Genomic DNA, 18085 nt, shown 5'->3' on the forward strand with positions numbered 1-18085 from the left:
TTGGCTGCGCGACGGCGAGAGTTTCGAAACGATGCTGTTCGCGCAGCTGCCCGACGAGCTGTTCAAGCCCCTGGCTTCGCCGAGCCGGGGCTTCAACGCAGCCTTGCTGCTGCACCTGCACCGGCGCGTCCTCGGGGCGGAGCCGGTGCGCAAGGCCGAGCTTTTGGCCGAGATCGGCGATTTCGCCGCCGGCTGGAGCGATCCGGAGATCCTGGGCGACGAGCCGATCTCCGCCGACCCGGCCGAGCGCCGCAACGCCCTCTACCGCCGGCTCCTGGAAACCGGCTGGCTGATCGAGCGCCGCGAGCGCTACGTGCCCGTGGTCGAGTTCGACCCCGAGGCGCGCCTCCTCCTCGAAGAGCTGTCGCGGTTGGAGCGCGGCGAGACTCGCTCCTATGGGGGCGCGGTGCTGGAGGTGCTGGGCGGCCTGGAGAGCGCCGTCTCCGATCCGGGCAGTCGCTCAGAGGCCCTGTCCAACGCCGCCCGGGCGTCCGCCGCCTTCCTGGCGCATGTGCGCGGCCTCGCCGCCGGCATGCGCAAAGTCGAGGAGCGGATCCTGCGCGAGCCCGATCGGGCCAAGACCTTCCGGCTGTTCTTCGAGGACTTCGTCGAGCGCCACCTGATCAGCGACTACCGGACCCTGCACACCCGATTCAACCCGTTCCGGTTCCGGGCCAGCGTGGTCCGCGAGGCCGGCCGGGCGCTTCGCGACGCCCTCACGGTGCGGGCGCTGGCCGAGGGCCTGATCCGCGAGGGCCGCAGCCCCGACCTCGACACCGCCCAGCGCGCGGTCCGGGCGGATCTCGCCCAGATCCTCTCGGTGTTCGAAGGCCTCGACAATCATCTCGATGCCGTCGATGCCGTGGTGGCGCGCCTGGAGCGGCGGATCGGCGCCGCGCTCCACGCCATGGACCGGCCGGACCCGACCGGGATCGAGCGGGTCGCCGCGATGCTGCGGGCTGTCGGCGCCGCCGAGGTCGCTCCCGACGTGCCGCCGGTGGTCTCGCTGCTGCGGCCGCCGATCGGCCAGGGCCACGTGCAGACCCCGCGCGCCCGCCGCAGCGCCATCGATGTCGAGCCGCTGCCGGATGTCGATGACGACCCTGCGGTCGACGCCTTCGCGGCCGCCAAGGCCGAGTTCCGCCGGCGTACCACCGTGACGCCCGAATCCATGACCGCCTTCGTCGAGGCCCGGCTCGGCAAGGCCGTGTCGCTGCGCGGATCGCAGATCACGATCGACGGGGTGGACGACTTCGTGGTCTTCCAGCGCCTGCGCGAGATCGACGTGCTGTTCGACGCTCGGCTGCGCGACCGATACGCCGTGGTCCGGCTGCCCGAGCGGCTGGCCAACGGCTGGCTGGACTGCCCGGACTTCTTGCTGGAGCGGCGTGCCAGTGCTTGAGGGATTTCGCGCGATCATCGACGGCGACGAGCCGCCGCCGGCCGGCGCCCGGGCCCCCGACGCCGAGGAGCTGTGCCGCGCCCTCCAGGTGATGCTCAAGGGCCAGGTGATCTACGCCGACACGACCGGCATCGGCCGTTCCTACGAACTGGCCCGGCACTACGCGCCGTTCTTCACCGACTACTTCGCCTGCCTCGGCTACGCGCTCACGGTCTCGCATCGCGACCAGATGGTGTCCCTGAGCCCGGCCGCGGACGCGCCCCGGCACGACATCGCCTCCGAGCGCCTGCGCAAGGACGAGACCCTGGTGCTCCTGGCGCTCCGGCTGCTCTACGAGGAGGGCCTGCGCGACAACCGCGCCGGCACGGGCGGGATCGTCGAATGCACCACCGACGAGATCGTGGAGAAGATCCGCGCGGTGGCGCGTAACGATCCCCCCGAGGAGGGACGCCTCGCCGACATCCTGCGCCTCTACGCGCGGCGCGGCGGCCTCCGGATGGGCGAGCGCGACAGGGTCGAGCGGGTCACGCCGCTTTCGCTGCTGCCCGGCCTGACGGTGCTCGCCTCCGACGCCTGGCTGGAGCGCCTGCGGGCGTGGTCGGAGGCAGGGGAGCTCTGATCGCGGTCGGCCTTAGGCCGCCCGAACCGTCGCCAGGAAACGCTCGACCTCTTCACCGAGCTGCGCTGCCTGGCGGGCCATCTCGGAGGCCGAATCCAGGACCTGCCCGGCGGCGTTCCCGGTCACCTCGGCGGCGCCGGCCACGCCGTTCACGTTGGCGGTGACGGCCTCGGTGCCGGTGGCGGCCTGGGTGACGTTGCGGACGATCTCCCGGGTCGCCGCGCCCTGCTCTTCCACCGCGGCGGCGATCGCGGTCGCCATGCCGCTGATCTCGCGGATGCGCCCCGCGATGCCGTCGATCGCTCGGACGGCCTCGCCGGTCGAGCCCTGAATCTGGGCGATCTGGGCCGCGATCTCGGCGGTGGCCCTGCCGGTCTGGGCGGCGAGCGCCTTGACCTCGGTGGCGACCACCGCGAAGCCGCGCCCCGCCTCCCCGGCCCGGGCCGCCTCGATGGTCGCATTCAAGGCCAACAGGTTGGTCTGGTCGGCGATCGAGGAGATCAGAGAGACGACCTCCCCGACCCGGTGTGCCCCGTCGCTGAGCGCCTGGACCAGCTGCGCGGTCGCGGCGGCCTCTCGGACGGCGGTCTGGGCCAGATCTGCCGAGGATCCGACCTGACGTCCGATCTCGTCCACCGTCGAGCCAAGCTGCTCTGCGGCCACCGCCACGGTGGTCACGTTGGTGGAGGCTTCCTCGGCCGCCGCGGCTGCGCTGGTCGATTGGCCGGCGGTCTGCGTCGCCGTCGCGCTCAGGCCCTGGGCCGTGGCCTGCAATCGGGTCGCTGCCGTCGTGACCGAGCCGACGATGCCGCCGATGGCGCTCTCGAACCGGTCGGCGAGGGTCCGCGTCGCCTCCCGGCGCTGCGTTTCGGCCTCGGCGCGGGCCTGGGCCGTCTCGGCTTCGAGGGCGCGGGCGTGCAGCAGGTTCTGGCGGAACACCGCCACGGTGGCCGCCATGGCGCCGATCTCGTCCCGCCTGGCCGCGTAGGGAATCGCCGCTTGCGTGTCGCCGTCCGCGAGGCGGCGCATCGCCCGGGTCATGACGGTGATTGGCCGCGACACGCCCACGAAACTGTACAAGGTCGCGCCGAGCGCGATCAGCAGTGTGACCCCCAGCATGATAACGGTCGAGCGAACGGCATCCGCTTGGCTCTGGCGCGCGATCCGGCCGGCCTCGTCGCCGGCCCGGATGTTCAGCTCGGCCAGCGCGTGCGCGGCGGCGGCCGGGGCGACGTAATGGCCGTTCATGCTGCCGCGGAAATACGCCATCGCCGATTCCCGCTGATCGAGCGTGAAGCCACGCAGGCGTTCCCAGTCGTAGTGCTGGACTTTGAGCTTGGCGAGCAGGTCGTCGAACCGCGCCTTCTCGTCGGGCGAGGCGATCAGCGCCCGATAGGCCTCGACCTTGGCGGTGCGCTCCCGGGTCAGCCCGTCGACCTCCGTCACAGTGAGCTGCCGCTCGGTCTCGGCCGCCGCGGTGACGAACCGGACTTGCGCGAGGCGCGTCCGGATCACCAGGGCCTCGATGGCCTGCGCCTCGTTCATCGACAGGACCGCGTGACCGAGGAGCGCTCCGAGCTGGCGGTCGAGGGCGATCATCTGATGGATCGCGAATCCTCCCTGAAGCGCCGCGGCGAGGAGGAGCAGAGCGAATAGGCCACTCAATTTGAGCTTCAGGCTGGCGCGCATGGTTTTTATCAGTCCCCCCGGGCGGGAACGATACAGGCGCCAAATTGTCTGACAAGTCGTGAATTCCAGCCCTGGTGACAGCGCGGCACCAGGAATCCCGAAGCTTGCATGCGCGGCCGAACCCGGCCAACTGGGCCGCGCGACATCCTGCAGCGGCCCGGCCTTCCGACATCGTGTACGTCCTCACCGATATCGCCCTCTCCAACTGGTACCTGATCCGGCGGGAGCAGATCCGCCTGCGGGGCGCCGCCGCCCTGGTCGGGCCGACGGGAGCCGGCAAGTCCACGATCTTCGACGCGGTCGGGACGGTGCTCGCTGGCAACAACGCCAGCCGGCTGGCGCTGAACGCTTCAGCCTCCGGGCGCAGCGCCCGCACGGTGCGCGACTATTGCCTCGGCTGGATCAGCGACCCGGCCGAGGGCGGCCGGCCGACGCGGGAATCCTGCGAGACCGTGCTGGCCCTGGTGTTCGAGAACCCGGCCTCGGGCCGCACCGTCACAGTCGGGCTGGCGCTCGCCGCCCGGGCCGTGGAGCCGCGCGAGACCGTGCTGTCGCGCTTCATCGCGGTCGGCCACCGGTTCGAGATCGCCGATTATGCTCGCACCACACCCGACGGCAGCTTCACGGCCCCGTGGAGCGAGATCGCCGCCGATCTGCGCGCCCGGGCGGCGAGCTTCACCGAGTACCGGACCTCCGGCGAGCGCTTCACCGCCGACATCCTGGCGACCCTGCGGGAGGGCGCGCCCGCCCCCGAGCCCCGGCACTTCCTGCGCAGCTTCGCCAACGCAGTGGCGTTCAAGCCGATCTTCGACACCAGCGCCTTCGTGCGCGCCTTCGTGCTCGACCCGGAGCCGCTGGACGTCGAGCGGGTGCGGCTCTCGATCGCTAATTGGCGCCGCCTGCTGGAGACAATCGGCGAGCTGGAGAGCCGGCTCGCCCGGCTGCGTCGCCTGCGCGACCGCTATGAGGCGTGGAGCGCGGCGGTGCTAGCCGCCGCCAACCACGAGTTCCGGGCGGCCTGCGCCGACCTGCGCCGCCGCAGCCTCGACCTCACCGCGGTCCGGCTACGCCTCAACGAGGGTGCCGACATCCTGCGGATCGCCCGGGAGCGGGTCGCGGCGAGCCGCGGGCATCTCCGGGAGATCGACGGCGAGATCGCCGAGAAGAAGGCCCTGCTCGCCGGCAGCGCCGCGGAGGGCCGCCTCGCTGCTTCCACGCTGGGCCTATCGATGCTGGAGCGGGACCGGAAGGAGCTGGTGGCGCGGATTTCCGACCTCGTCGGCCTCGTCGGCCAGATGGGCAAGCTGCAGCCGGTCGCCCCGATCCTGCGCCAGGCCTGCCCGCCGGCGGCGCGGCTGGCGGAATCCTGCGCCCGGGCCGGCCTGCGCCGGGAATCCTCCCCTGAAGAAATCCTGCGGCCGGACGGCCCCCTGGCCGAGCTGGTCGACGGGCTGGCGCGCCTGCCCGAGTTCGACGAGGCTCTGGAGCGGGCGGCCGAGGACGCGGCGCTGAAGGCCCGCGCCCAGGAGAGCGAGGCCGAGCGCACCGCGCCCCGGACCGGCGCCGGCCCGGCCGCGCGCCTGTCCTCCGACACGGTGGCGTTCCGGGGCGAGCTGGAGCGGCGCGGCATCGACGCGCTGCCGATCTGCGAACTGGCCGAGATCGTCGATCCGCATTGGGGGCCGGCGTTGGAAGGCCTGCTCGGCCGAGCTCGCGAGGCCCTGGTGGTCTCCCCCGACCAGCTGAGCGAGGCGCTAGCTGTCCTGCAATCGGGCCGGGATCGATTCCACCGCTGCATCCTGGTCAAGACCACCGACACCGCCAAGCAGCGCCCGCGCCGCTACGACGACGGGCCGCTCACGGTGATCGAGACCAGCGACCCGCACGCCGAGGCGTTCCTGGGGGTGCGCCTCGGGGGCTACGACCTCGCAAGGGACGATGCCGAGCTGGCCCGCTTGTCCCGGGCCGTGGCGCCCAGCGGCCGGACCACCGCCGGCATGGCCTATTCGGTCACCCGCAGCGTCGACCTGCTGATGACCCGCGGCCATCGCGGACCGACGGTGGACAGCCGCAGGAACCACGAGGCTGCGGTCGCCGAGGCCCGCCGTCTGCGCGGCGAGGCCGCGGTCCTGCGCGAGGCCGCCCGCACCGCCGCGGCGGTTCGCGCCCGGATCGCGCGCGGCCTCGACGATGTCGACGCCCTGCGGGGCGAGCTCGACGGTCTGGAGGGACGGCGGCGCAGCCTCCAGACCGAGCGCGAGGGCATCGAGAAGCGCGACAATGCCGGCCTCACCGCCGAGATCGCGGCGCTGACCACCGAACGGATGGGCTACCTGCGGGAATTGTCTGAGGAGCTGGAGCCGAAGCTCGACCTCCTGCTCGCCGACGAGGCGGCTTTGCGCGCCCGCCTCGGATCCGTGCGCGAGGCGGCCCGGGCCGCCCTGTCGGCGCGGCGCTCGGCCCTGCGCCAGCTCATGGGCGGCGACGCGGCGCGGGTGCGCCTCGCCCGCTCCGAGCCGTTCAGCGTCGGGGTGATCGCACTGGCGCGGAGCGCGCTCGCGGGCCTCGACGCCAAGGCCGCCGGCACGCGGGCCGCCACCGAGCGCGGGCTCGCCCGGGAGTCCGCCGAGGCGGCGCGCTCCCACGGCCGGGTCGCCGAGCGGGAGCTGACCGAGGCCTGCTCGGCTTGGCGGGTCGAGAATCCGCTGAATGCCGGCGATGCCCCGGCGATCGACGGCTACGCCTGGGTCCGCAAGGAATACGAGGCGGTGGAGGGCCACGAGCTGCGCCGCTACCGCGCCCAGGCCGAGCGGGCGGAAGTCGAGATGCGCCGCCTCATGACCGAGGACCTGCTGACCCGCCTGGCCGACCGGTTCGAGCGGGTCCATGCCCGGCTCGCCGCCCTGAACGAACGGCTGTCCGCGCGCAGCTTCACCGGCCAGACCTACGCGTTCGAGGCGGCCGTGGACCGCCGTTACGCCGCCGTCCACGCGCTCGCCACCGAGACCGCCCGCTCGCCGGAGGCCGCGCAGGCGCTGCTCGCCGGCGAGACCGAGGGGCCGATGGCGGCCGCTTTGGAGGAGATCACGGCGCTGATCGCCGGCCAGGAGGATGCGGCCCGGCTCGCCGATTACCGCAACTACTTCGTCTACGAGATCGGCATGAAGGACGCGGCCGGCAACCGCACGACCATGTCGGCGCGGGCGCTGCGCGGATCGGGGGGCGAGGCCCAGGCGCCGTTCTACGTGGCGATCGCGGCGTCGCTCGCCAGCGCCTATTACCCGGGCGACCGGCCGGGCGACGAGAATCCGGGGCTGGGGCTCTGCCTGCTCGACGAGGCGTTCTCGAAGCTCGACGTGCGCAACAGCCAGGCGCTGGTCGATCTCTACCGCGCCTGGGGGCTGCAGCTGCTGATCGCCGCCCCCGAGGACAAGCGCACGACGCTAACCGAGGTGATGGACACCATCGTCACCGTCTACAAGAGCGCGGACCTGACTTCGGTGCGGATCGAGGCCGAGCATCCGCTTGAGGCGGCTCGGCGGGCGCTGCACGCGATCAATCCGGACCAAGTCGGGATCGAAGGCTTCCGCCGCTCCGACGCGGCCGAGTGAGCCGGCGGGGAACCGGGGCGGGACCTGAGGCTGCCTTCCCCGGTATCCCCGTTGTTCTCGGTGTCGCGTCTCAGTTCAGGTAGGTGCGGATCCAGTTCGGGGAGAGGATCTCGCCCTCCTCGGTGATGATCCAGGGCTGCTTGGCCGGATCGGTCAAGGCACCGGCGGCGGCGGCGATCGCCTCGCGCAGGGTGCCGTATCGCTCCGGCTGCGCGAGCGGGGTGCTCGCCGGGGCCGTGCGCCAGATCGTCAGATCGGCCGGGCGTTCGAGAGCTTCGGTTTCCATCAGTCTTGTCCTTCCGAACCGTTTGGGACCGTTCAGATCCCCGCCGTCCGGTCGAGCCGGCCCGCTGCGGGGACTGAAAGGCTGGGCGTCAAAGCAAGCATCTCTGCGGCAGCTTTGCGATAAATCTGGGCATTTCAGCCTCCAGCATCTCAACCTAGTACGTAGGATAAAGTGCGGAGCCGTGTTCCATGCCCAAATCGGTCACGAATGATCCGCCGTGAACTTGCGAGAATTGTGGCCATCGATTGATGACCATTCCGTTAGCCAATAAGCGGCGGCCGCCGACGTGCGCCAGAACACGTCCTGGGTCGATCGGCGACCGCGCCCTCTCTGTGTTGACGCCCTGATCCTGAACGCGCACTTAAGGCCCGCGCCCGGTTCCGGGCCCCGATTGGAGACAGCCCCTTGCCGGATCGTACCGTGCGCATCGTGCTCGCCGCGGTCCTGGTCCTGCTGGCGCTCTACGTTGCCCAGCCGTATGTGCAGCCGCTGCTCTACTCGGCTGAAGCGCCGCGGGTGGTGGCAGCCCGCGGCGATCTGGCTCAGTCCGAGACGGCGACGATCGCGCTGTTCGAGCGTGCGAGCCCCTCCGTGGTTCACGTTTTCGCGCAGAGTGCCGCGAACGGGCGCGACCTGCTCGACGCTGACGACGAGGGCGGCGAGCAGGGCGGCACGCAGACCGGAACCGGCTTCGTCTGGGACGGCGCCGGACATGTCGTCACCAACACGCATGTCGTGCAGAACGCCGCGCAGTCGGGCGGCTCGGTCTCGGTCCGGATGAGCGACGGCGAGGTGGTTTCGGCGACCCTGGTCGGCCTGGCGCCGTCTTACGACCTGGCGGTGCTACGGCTCGGGCGTGTGACCAAGATGCCGCCGCCGCTGGCGATCGGATCCTCGGCGGAGCTCAAGGTCGGGCAATCGACCTTCGCCATCGGCAACCCGTTCGGCCTCGACCACACCCTGACCACCGGCGTGATCAGCGCGGTGCGCCGTCGGATGCCGACCAGCGCCGGGCGGGAGCTGTCCGGGGTCATCCAGACCGACGCGGCGATCAACCCGGGCAATTCCGGCGGCCCACTGCTCGATTCCGCCGGGCGGCTGATCGGCGTCAACACAGCGATCGTGTCGCCCTCGGGGGCCAGCGCCGGGATCGGGTTCGCAATTCCGGTCGACGTGGTCAATCGGGTCGTCCCGGAGCTGATCCGGGTCGGCCGGGTGCGCAACCCCGGCATCGGCATCATCGCCGCCCAGGAGGCCGCCGCCGCCCGGCTCGGGATCGACGGCGTCGTGGTGCTGCGGGTCCTGCCCGGTTCGCCGGCGACTCAGGCCGGCCTGCGCGGCGTCGACCCTCAGACCGGCGACATCGGTGACGTGATCGTGGCCGCCAACGACCAGCCGGTCCGCCGCCTCGCCGACCTGACGGCGGCGATCGCGGAGGCCGGCCTCGGCGCGCCGGTGTCCCTGAAGGTCGAGCGCGACGACCGGATCCGCCAGGTCCGGATCACCACCGCCGATGTGGCGGAGAACCGCCAGTGACGCGTTTGTCGGCCCTGATCGTCTTATGCTTGCTCGCCGGCGCCGCGTCGGCGGCCGAGCGGCCAGTGCGCTCGCGTCTCTGCCCGGAGGATCTGCCGGAAGGCGTCCGTCTGCCGCCGAGCCCCGGATGCGGCGCGCCGACGACAGAGCCGACCGCGCCTCGGCGCGGCTACTACGATCTCGGAGACGGGACCACGGTACAGATCGGTGGCCGGGTCGGTGCCGAGTTCGGCGCGCGGCGATAAGTGATGGTGTTGTTTGCGGTCCTTCTGGCCGGTCTCACGCTCTGGTGGCTCTCGAAGAACGGCGACGGCCTCGGCCGCCGGCTCGGGCGCGCTGTCGACAAAAGCGTGAGCGCGATGGTCGGCACGGTCCAGCCGCAGAAGATCGGCGGCGGTTTCGCGCTGGCGGCGGCCGGGTTCCTGCTGCTGCACGGCAACCTCGTGCTCGCCGCCCTGCTCGGCCTCAGCGGGATCTGGATGATCGAGGGCCAGGCGGCCATGACGGAACGCCTCGCCCGTATCATCAAGCCCCGGTTCGGCCCGGGGCGGCGGCACCGCACGGAACTGATCGAGGTCCGGCTGCGGCCGGACGGCTCCGTCCGCGACGGGACGGTGCTCGCGGGTCCCGGCGCCGGGACGCGGCTCGGCGACATGCCGGTCGCGGCCTTGATCGACCTGCTGCGTGCCTGCCGCGCGCGTGACCCCGACGGCGCCGCGCTGCTAGAGTCGTATCTCGACCGCCGGGCGCCCGGCTGGCGTGTAGACGCTGAGCGCGATCGTGACCCGCGGCCGGGACGCCCGGCGCATCCAGGGTCGATGACGCAGGAGGAGGCGTACCAGATCCTGGGGCTTCAGCGCGGGGCGTCCGCTGAGCAGGTCCGGACGGCCCACAGGTCGTTGATGAAGCTCACCCACCCCGACCAGGGGGGGAGTGCCGAAAGGGCGGCGCGGGTCAACGCGGCCCGGGACAGGCTTTTGAACCGACATCGCTGAACTCCACGCGCGTTGTCAGATACTTACTGATTCGCAGCCGCGGGCAAACGCGGCCGCGGCTCCGCCGTACCGACGCGCCCGTCAGGCGCGACGCTCATTGTCGAGACCGTTCAGCTACGGGTTGCGAAGCAGCTGAAGCCGCTGCGCTTCAGGGTGGTGCAGGCGTCCTGCGCCGCGTCCTGCTCCGCGAATCCCGAGAAGCGGGCGCGGTAGAGCGTAGTCCCGCCATGCTCGACCTTGACCGTGTAGGGCGCCGCCTTCGACAGGCTGCCCCCGGCCTTGGCCCTGGCATCCGAGAGCATCGAGCGGGCCTTGGCCTCGTCGTCCATGGCGCCGAGCTGGATCACCCAGGCGGTGGGGACGACGCGGGTTCCGGTGATAGCTTTCGGCGGCTCGTCGCGCTCCGAGGAGGCCATCCGGGCTACGGTCTTCGAAGCGCCGGGGAACGGCGCCTGCGCGCTGCTGGCGCCGGCATAGGCCTGGGCCGCCTTGGGCAGGGTCTGTGAAACGCCCTGCGGGCCGGGCTTCCAGGTGCCGCCCGGGGTCGTGGTCGCCCGGGAGGGCGTGATGTCCAGGGGCTCGCCGGTGGTGCCGGTGGTCTCGACATCCTCGTCGTCGGCCGAGGCGACCTGCGTGCGGGTGCGCGAGACCGCGTCCGCCACGACCGCGGGCCGGGCCCGCTCGGCGACCTCGGTGACCGGCGGCGCCTGGCGGAGGCCGGCATAGGCCCGGGGCAGGCTGGAGCGGACGAGGTCGGCCATGATCCGGTCGCGGCTGCCGCCCGACTTGCCGCCGAGCACGATCGCGACGATCTGGCGGCCCTCGGACTTCGCCGCGGTCATGAGGTTGAACCCGGAGTCGCGGGTGTAGCCGGTCTTGATTCCGTCCACGCCCTGGACGTTGCCGAGCAGATGGTTGTGGTTGCCGATCACCCGGCCGCGGAACGCGAAGGACCGGGTCTGGAAGTAGCGGTAGTAGTGCGGGAACCGGTCCTGGATGGCCCGGGCCAGGACGGTCAGGTCTCGGGCGGTGGTGAGCTGGTCGGGGTCCGGCAGGCCAGACGCGTTGGCGTAGTGCGTCCGGCTCATACCGAGCGCATGCGCCTTGGCGGTCATCATCTGGGCGAAGCGCTCCTCGGAGCCGGCGATGTTCTCGCCGATCGCGCAGGCCACGTCGTTGGCCGATTTGGTGACGATCGCCTTGATGGCGTCCTCGACCGAGATGGTCTGGCCCGGACGCAGGCCGAGCTTCGACGGCGCCTGGGCGGCGGCGTGGGCCGAGATGGTCAGATCGGAATCAAGGGCGAACTTGCCGCGCTCCATCTGCTCGAACAGCATGTAGAGCGTCATCACCTTGGTGATCGAGGCCGGGTGGCGCAGCGCATCCTCGTTGACCGCGTGCAGCGTCTTCCCGCTCTTCACGTCCACCACCATGGCGGCATAGGGCGGGTTGTAGCCGCCGCCGGAGGCGTGATGCTGGTGATGCCGTCCCCGCCGGGCCTCGGCCGGCGCCGCCAGGGCGGTCAGGACCGCAGCGGCAGCCAGGGCAGCCGGTATGGCGGCCGGCAGCGCGGGAATCGTCCGGGAGCGGCCTACAACGCTACGCATCACGCCTGATTGCCTCGCGAGACCGGCCACAGCCGGTCGTATCTCTGGTGCTGACCGCCGCTGATCGCGTGGCCCCGCTGCATCGGTTGAGAATTAGGCGGGTGCAGTTACAGGCCCGTTAATGCGAAGCCCGCGATTTCCGAATCCCGTTTGCCCGGGCGCCGCTTGACGAAGGTGTAGGCGGCACACAATCTTTGGGGACACCCGGTTTCGCCATCCATGTCGGCAGCGTCGGGCCGGCCCGGCGGCGGCAAGGAGGCCGGCTATGCATCAATCCCCCGCCCTCCCCTCCCGACCGGCCGAGGCCGGATCCGGCATGGGCCGCCCGGCCGCCGATGACCTCCATCGTGAGGTGGGCGGGCGATTGTCCGCGACAGCCAGCCCCGCGTCCAACCATCGGGTATGAGCGGGGCGTATGCGATGCGCCGGGCACAAGCTTTGCAGGGCGGACAAGTGCGCGCAGGCGTCTGGCGAAGTCAGCCCACGGCCTGTAGATTAATGTCCGTTGACCCAGACGCCGCTCCCGGCAGGGTCATGACAGGATCGGTATTGGGGGCCGGCGACGCCCGCTCCGATCGAGGGATCGGTTCGACGCACATGACACAGGTCCCCCTGCAGGGCACCGCGATATCGACGACGCTTCACCGGCCGGCGCGCGTGGCGATCACGGCCTCCGGCTCGCGCGCCCCGGGGGGCGACGACCGGTCCAACACCGCGATCATCACGCGCACCAAGCCGAAGACCAAGAAGCCGAGCCTCTACCGCGTACTCCTTCTGAACGATGACTATACGCCGATGGAGTTCGTCGTGCTGGTCGTCGAACGTTTCTTCAACAAGAGTCACGAGGACGCCTACCACATCATGATGCACGTGCATCAGAACGGGGTCGGGGAGTGTGGGGTCTTCACCTACGAGGTGGCGGAGACCAAGGTGACGCAGGTCATGGACTTCGCGCGCAAACACCAACATCCTCTCCAGTGCGTTATGGAAAAGAAATAGGCGCCGTTCGCGGTAGGCACCCACACAGAGGCCAGCTTTGCCAAGCTTCTCACGCAGCCTAGAACAAGCCCTCCACCGAGCCCTGGCGCTCGCCGGCGAGCGACGGCACGAATACGCGACGCTGGAGCATCTCCTGCTCGCCCTGGTGGACGACCAGGACGCGGCGGCAGTCATGCGCGCCTGCAACGTCGAGATCGACACGCTCAAGCGCAGCCTGGTCGACTACGTCGATACCGAGCTCTCGAACCTGACCGGCGACGGGCGCCAGGACGCCAAGCCCACGGCCGGGTTCCAGCGTGTGATCCAGCGGGCGGTGATCCACGTTCAATCCTCGGGCCGCGAGGAGGTGACCGGGGCCAACGTGCTGGTGGCGATCTTCGCCGAGCGCGAGAGCCACGCCGCCTACTTCCTTCAAGAGCAGGACATGACCCGCTACGACGCGGTGAACTACATCAGCCACGGCATCGCCAAACGCCCCGGCGCCTCCGAGGCGAAGCCGGTGCGCGGTGCGGAGGAGGAAGGTACGCCTGAGCGTCCGAGCGACGAGGGCGATCCCCGCGGCGGCGCCAAGAAGAAGGGCGATGCGCTGGACGCCTACTGCGTCAACCTCAACAAGAAGGCCCGGGACGGCAAGATCGACCCGCTGATCGGCCGCGAGACCGAGGTCCAGCGAACCATCCAGGTCCTGTGCCGCCGACAGAAGAACAACCCGCTGCTCGTGGGCGATCCCGGCGTCGGCAAGACTGCGATCGCCGAGGGGCTGGCGCGCAAGATCATCCAGCACGAGGTGCCGGAGGTTCTGGCCGACGCCACCGTGTTCTCCCTCGACATGGGCACGCTGCTGGCCGGTACCCGCTACAGGGGCGACTTCGAGGAGCGCCTCAAGCAGGTGATGAAGGAGATCGAGGCGCATCCGAACGCGATCATGTTCATCGACGAGATCCACACGGTGATCGGCGCCGGTGCGACCTCGGGCGGCGCCATGGACGCGTCGAACCTGCTCAAGCCCGCCTTGGCTTCCGGGACGCTGCGCTGCATCGGCTCGACCACCTACAAGGAGTACCGCCAGTACTTCGAGAAGGACCGCGCGCTGGTGCGCCGGTTCCAGAAGATCGACGTCAACGAGCCATCGATCCCCGACACGATCGAGATCGTGAAGGGCCTGCGCCCGTATTTCGAGGAGTTCCACAAGCTCAAGTACACGACCGAGGCCGTGAAGGCCGCGGTGGAGCTGTCGGCCCGCTACATCAACGACCGCAAGCTGCCCGACAAGGCGATCGACGTGATCGACGAGACCGGTGCCTCGCAGATGCTGGTGCCGGAAGCGCGCCGCAAGCGCACCATCGGCATCAAGGAGATCGAGGCGACCATCGCCACGATGGCCCGGATCCCGCCCAAGACCGTCTCGAAGGACGACGCGGTGGTGCTCCAGCACCTGACCGAGAACCTGAAGCGGGTGGTCTATGGCCAGCCGAACGCCATTGAGGCGCTGACCTCGGCGATCAAGCTCGCCCGCGCCGGCCTGCGCGATCCGGACAAGCCGATCGGCTCCTACCTGTTCGCCGGGCCGACCGGCGTCGGAAAGACCGAGGCGGCCAAGCAGCTCGCGTCCTCGCTGGGCGTCGAGATGCTGCGGTTCGACATGTCGGAATACATGGAGCGCCACACGGTCAGCCGACTGATCGGCGCCCCCCCCGGCTATGTCGGCTTCGACCAGGGCGGCCTGCTAACCGACGGGATCGACCAGCACCCGCATTGCGTGCTGCTGCTCGACGAGATCGAGAAGGCGCATCCGGACCTGTTCAACATTCTGCTGCAGGTGATGGACCACGGGAAGCTGACCGATCACAACGGCAAGCAGGTCGATTTCCGCAACGTCATCATCATCATGACTACCAACGCGGGCGCCTCGGACTTGGCGAAGTCGGCCTACGGCTTCACTCAGACGAAGCGTACGGGTGACGACGTCGAGGCGATCAATAAGCTGTTCGCGCCGGAATTCCGCAACCGTCTCGACGCGATCATCTCGTTCGGCCACCTTCCGAAGGACGTGGTGGCGAAGGTGGTCGACAAGTTCGTCCTCCAGCTTGAGGCACAGCTCGCCGACCGCAACGTGACCATCGAGCTGTCGGACGAGGCCAGGGAGTGGCTGGTCGAGCACGGCTACGACGACGCGATGGGCGCCCGCCCGATGGCGCGCTTGATCCAGTCAACGATCAAGACGCCGCTCGCCGACGAGGTGCTGTTCGGCAAGCTCAAGGACGGCGGCGCCGTCAAGGTCGTGGTGCGCAAGCCCGAGGACGAGGAGGCCAAGGCCGGTGCCAAGGACGGCCTCGGCTTCGAGTTCCCGGCCGGCCCGGTCACGCCCAAGCCCGAAGCAGACGTCACCAACGCCGCCAAGCGGCACAAGCGGGCCAAGCCCCGTGCGGCCACGCGCAAGAAGACTCCGAAGGACGACAAGGGAGGCGGGGGTGGTAGCGGCTCGGGCGGCGGCGTTCGCACCGTGCCGAAGGTGCCACTGGTGCGCGCATAAGGGCGCGCACCCCGGTCGGCAGGCTTCCTCACCTCGCCCTGCCGGTCTATGACCGCCGCGACGTGAACGCGCCGCGGCGAGGAGGCGCCTGATGACTGAAGACCTGCACGAGGGGCCTCTCTCCTCCGTCACGCATCCTGCGCCGCCCCAGAAACTGACTCGGCGCGAGGAGCGCCGCCGCCGTCGGCAACGCCGTCGCCGCGGTGAAGAGGTGCTGGCCTGGGTGTTGGTGCCGCTGATCTGCGTCGGGATCTATCTCGGCGTGAATGCCGGCTTCGACTTCTTCGGGACCTCGCCGGGTCAGGTCTGGGACCAGCTGATGCAGGTCAAGACCATGATGGAGAAGCGGTCCGGAACCCCGGGCGCGCGCGGCTAGCAGGCCGTGCCAGCCGGATCCGGGATCGACGCCAGCGTTCGAATTGACCTCGACGGCACGAGCTCCGGTCGAAGAAGAATCCGAGCGGTACGCCATGAGTCCGACCCGACGCACGATCCTGGCTTCCGCCCTCCTGGCGGCTCCCGCGTTGCGCGCCGCAGCGCGGGGCGGTGCCGTGGCCGTCGTCGGCGCCGGGGCGGCCGGGCTGGCGGCGGCATCGGCCCTGCGGGCGGCCGGGCAAGATTTCGTGCTGCTCGAGGCCCGGGACCGGATCGGCGGCCGTGCCTTCACCGACCGGGCGCTGGGACCGGATTGCCGCTTCGATGCCGGCGCCGAGTACATCCACTGGGCCGAACGCAACCCCTGGGCACCGATCGCCCGGGCGGCGGGCGTGCGCTTCGCACAAGAGGCCGGATGGGCTCACACGCTTACGATCGACGGCCGCCCGGCCACCGACGCCGAGAAGGCCAACCGCCGCGCCGGCTTCTCCGGGCTCGACGCCCTGCTCGTGCCGAAGGGCTCCGACACTTCATTGGCCGAGGTTGCCCGCGCTGGAGGCCCTGATGCCGAGCGGGCGGCAGCGGGGTTGAGCTGGCTCTCGCTGGGTGAGGATCCCGAGCGGGTCTCGACCGTCGATTACGACCGGCTATGGTCCGGCACCGACCTCTGGGTCGACGGCTACGGCGACCTCGTGGCGCGGCATTTCGCCGATCTGCCGGTACGCCTCGGCTGCCCGGTGCGGGCGATCGACTGGTCTAACAGGACTGTCCGGATCGAAACCGTAGGCGGCACCCTCGCGGCGGCGGCTGTGATCGTCACGGTGCCGGTCGGCGTGCTGAAGTCCGGCGCGATCCGGTTTACCCCGCGCCTGCCCGATTCCGCCGAGGCGGCCCTCGATGGCTTACGGATGGGTGCCTACACCAAGATCGGCCTGCGCCTCGACCCCGCGAAGGTCGATCCGGCAGCCCTGGGCGATGCGGTGTCGGTGATCACCGGCGGCCCGACACTATACTTCGAGATGGGCCCGTTCGGTCGCCCCCTCGCGGTGGCCAATCTCGGCGGCGATCTCGCCCGGGAGCTGTGCCGGGCGGGCGAGCCCGCGGCCGTGGCGCTGGCCACCGAGCGGCTCGGCGCGATCCTGGGAGCGAAGGCGCAGGGCGCGGTCCAGGCCGGCCGGCTCGCCGGTTGGTGGACCGATCCCCATGCCTGCGGCTCGTACTCCATCGTCGGCCCAGGCCACGCGGAAGCCCGCGAGCGTCTGCGCGATCCGGTGGGCGAGCGCATCTTCTTCGCCGGCGAAGCCTTGGCCGGCGGCGGCGCCATGACCGTGGGCGGCGCCACCCTCGACGGCGAGCGCGCCGCTCGCGAGGTCTTGAAGATTCTCGGCGCTTAGGCCTGCTGGCGGATCGCCGCCACGGCCAGCGGCGCCTCGCGGCCTCGCAGGGCATGAGCGCCGAGATTCTCGGCCGTGAGGTCGAGCGGCAGCGGGCCGATCTGGTCTAGAAGGTCGGCCGACACCAGCACGTGGACGCCGAGGCTCTTGTACAGGCTCTCCAGCCGGGCGGTGGTGTTCACAACGTCGCCGAAATACGCGATCTTGTGCCGTTCGAGCCCGACCTCGGCCGTCACCACCGGGCCGCAATGCAGGGCCGCGCGGAATTCCGGGACCTGCCCGAACCGCTGCGTCCAGGCTTCGGACTCCTCCGCGAGCCGCGCGGCGAAATCGAAGACGCAGCGCAGGCAGGCCGCGTCCCGGGTCCCCCGCTCGATGGTCCAAGTGACCAGGGCCATGTCGCCGATATAGTCGTCGATCGAGCCCCGCGCGCGCGAGACCGGCAGCGCCAGGGCGTTGAACACCTGCCCGAGATAGGCCTGTGCGGCGCGGTCGCCGTACCGGTCGGCGAAGCGGGTCGAGCCGGTCACGTCGAGGAACAGGAAGATCCGCTCCTCGCTGATCGGGCGATGGTAGCGGCCGATCAGCAGGTTGGCGAATACGCCCGGGCCGATCAGGTCCCGCACCCGGAACACGAACACCGTGAGCGCCGAGATCCCGAGGGCGTAGAGCAGGCCGGATTCGGTCATCAGCATCGCGTTCCGCTCGCTGTACATGAAGCGGAACAGGCGGTTCAGCACCGTGCTGGCGAGCGCGTTGCCCGCGACGATTGTGAAACTGTAGAGCGCCACGGTGGCGAGCAGGAACAGCGGCGTCGCCATCTGGCGCACCCGCTCGCGCATCCGCGGCAGCAGGAGCCGGCGCTCGTAGAGCAGGATCGGCGTGCCGATGATCGCGCCGCGGATCGCCGAGCCGAGCAGCGGACCGACCGCGAACAGCGATCCGTAGAGCAGGCCGGCCAGGGCGCCGAGCCCGGGGGCAACAAGGTAGAACCAGCGGGGGCTGAAACGCATCCGGGCGCCCTCACCCCCGCGCCGGT

The 18085-nt window shown here is 70.6% G+C and carries 14 protein-coding genes; 10 read left to right on the top strand and 4 right to left on the bottom strand.

The window, feature by feature from the left end:
• Positions 1 to 31 precede the first annotated feature (31 nt).
• Both MKL11_RS26490 and MKL11_RS26495 read left to right on the top strand, forming a co-directional pair.
• A complete protein-coding gene (locus tag MKL11_RS26490; protein ID WP_243948791.1) occupies positions 32 to 1402 on the top strand; it encodes a Wadjet anti-phage system protein JetA family protein in 1371 nt (456 codons plus the stop codon).
• On the top strand, positions 1395 to 2021 hold the full coding sequence (locus tag MKL11_RS26495; protein WP_243948793.1) for a DUF4194 domain-containing protein: 627 nt from the start codon (positions 1395 to 1397) through the stop codon (positions 2019 to 2021). Before MKL11_RS26490 ends, MKL11_RS26495 begins: the two co-directional genes overlap by 8 nt.
• Before the next feature lie 12 nt (positions 2022 to 2033).
• Here the strand turns inward: MKL11_RS26495 and MKL11_RS26500 are convergent, their stop codons facing one another.
• Positions 2034 to 3710 (bottom strand): methyl-accepting chemotaxis protein, encoded by a 1677-nt coding sequence (locus MKL11_RS26500; protein WP_243948795.1) that lies wholly within the window; start codon positions 3708 to 3710, stop codon positions 2034 to 2036.
• A gap of 173 nt (positions 3711 to 3883) precedes the next feature.
• Here MKL11_RS26500 and MKL11_RS26505 point away from each other — a divergent pair, with 173 nt between their 5' ends.
• Entirely contained in the window at positions 3884 to 7321 is a 3438-nt protein-coding gene (locus MKL11_RS26505; protein WP_243948798.1) for an SbcC/MukB-like Walker B domain-containing protein, read from the top strand.
• Positions 7322 to 7391: 70 nt separating this feature from the next.
• On the opposite strand, the gene MKL11_RS26510 is transcribed toward MKL11_RS26505, so the two are convergent.
• Entirely contained in the window at positions 7392 to 7607 is a 216-nt protein-coding gene (locus MKL11_RS26510) for a hypothetical protein (protein WP_007569315.1), read from the bottom strand.
• Positions 7608 to 8012: 405 nt separating this feature from the next.
• Here MKL11_RS26510 and MKL11_RS26515 point away from each other — a divergent pair, with 405 nt between their 5' ends.
• Genes MKL11_RS26515 through MKL11_RS26525 form a run of 3 tightly spaced genes read left to right on the top strand, consistent with a single transcriptional unit; the run spans position 8013 to position 10138 of the window.
• Complete coding sequence (locus tag MKL11_RS26515) at positions 8013 to 9143, top strand: S1C family serine protease (protein WP_243948801.1); 1131 nt, start codon at positions 8013 to 8015, stop codon at positions 9141 to 9143.
• Positions 9140 to 9388 (top strand): hypothetical protein, encoded by a 249-nt coding sequence (locus MKL11_RS26520; protein ID WP_243948803.1) that lies wholly within the window; start codon positions 9140 to 9142, stop codon positions 9386 to 9388. The genes MKL11_RS26515 and MKL11_RS26520 overlap by 4 nt, the downstream gene beginning before the upstream one ends.
• A gap of 3 nt (positions 9389 to 9391) precedes the next feature.
• A complete protein-coding gene (locus tag MKL11_RS26525; protein ID WP_243948805.1) occupies positions 9392 to 10138 on the top strand; it encodes a J domain-containing protein in 747 nt (248 codons plus the stop codon).
• A gap of 110 nt (positions 10139 to 10248) precedes the next feature.
• Here the strand turns inward: MKL11_RS26525 and MKL11_RS26530 are convergent, their stop codons facing one another.
• Positions 10249 to 11745 (bottom strand): D-alanyl-D-alanine carboxypeptidase, encoded by a 1497-nt coding sequence (locus MKL11_RS26530; protein WP_243948808.1) that lies wholly within the window; start codon positions 11743 to 11745, stop codon positions 10249 to 10251.
• Positions 11746 to 12342: 597 nt separating this feature from the next.
• On the opposite strand from MKL11_RS26530, the gene clpS reads away from it, so the two are divergent.
• The 4 genes from clpS (at position 12343) to MKL11_RS26550 (ending at position 17046) form a co-directional block, all read left to right on the top strand.
• Complete coding sequence (gene clpS / locus MKL11_RS26535) at positions 12343 to 12744, top strand: ATP-dependent Clp protease adapter ClpS (protein WP_243948810.1); 402 nt, start codon at positions 12343 to 12345, stop codon at positions 12742 to 12744.
• A 37-nt stretch (positions 12745 to 12781) separates the two neighbouring features.
• On the top strand, positions 12782 to 15277 hold the full coding sequence (gene clpA / locus MKL11_RS26540; protein ID WP_243948812.1) for an ATP-dependent Clp protease ATP-binding subunit ClpA: 2496 nt from the start codon (positions 12782 to 12784) through the stop codon (positions 15275 to 15277).
• A 91-nt stretch (positions 15278 to 15368) separates the two neighbouring features.
• Positions 15369 to 15653 (top strand): hypothetical protein, encoded by a 285-nt coding sequence (locus MKL11_RS26545; RefSeq protein WP_243948815.1) that lies wholly within the window; start codon positions 15369 to 15371, stop codon positions 15651 to 15653.
• A 94-nt stretch (positions 15654 to 15747) separates the two neighbouring features.
• Positions 15748 to 17046 carry a flavin monoamine oxidase family protein gene (locus tag MKL11_RS26550; protein ID WP_243948817.1) on the top strand — a complete coding sequence of 433 codons (1299 nt, stop codon included), beginning with the start codon at positions 15748 to 15750 and terminating at the stop codon, positions 17044 to 17046.
• Here the strand turns inward: MKL11_RS26550 and MKL11_RS26555 are convergent.
• Entirely contained in the window at positions 17043 to 18059 is a 1017-nt protein-coding gene (locus tag MKL11_RS26555; RefSeq protein ID WP_243948820.1) for an adenylate/guanylate cyclase domain-containing protein, read from the bottom strand. The two genes, MKL11_RS26550 and MKL11_RS26555, sit on opposite strands and share 4 nt — an antisense overlap.
• Positions 18060 to 18085 lie beyond the last annotated feature (26 nt).

Origin of the sequence: Methylobacterium sp. J-077 (genome assembly GCF_022829365.1) — a bacterium.
Lineage (GTDB): Bacteria > Pseudomonadota > Alphaproteobacteria > Rhizobiales > Beijerinckiaceae > Methylobacterium.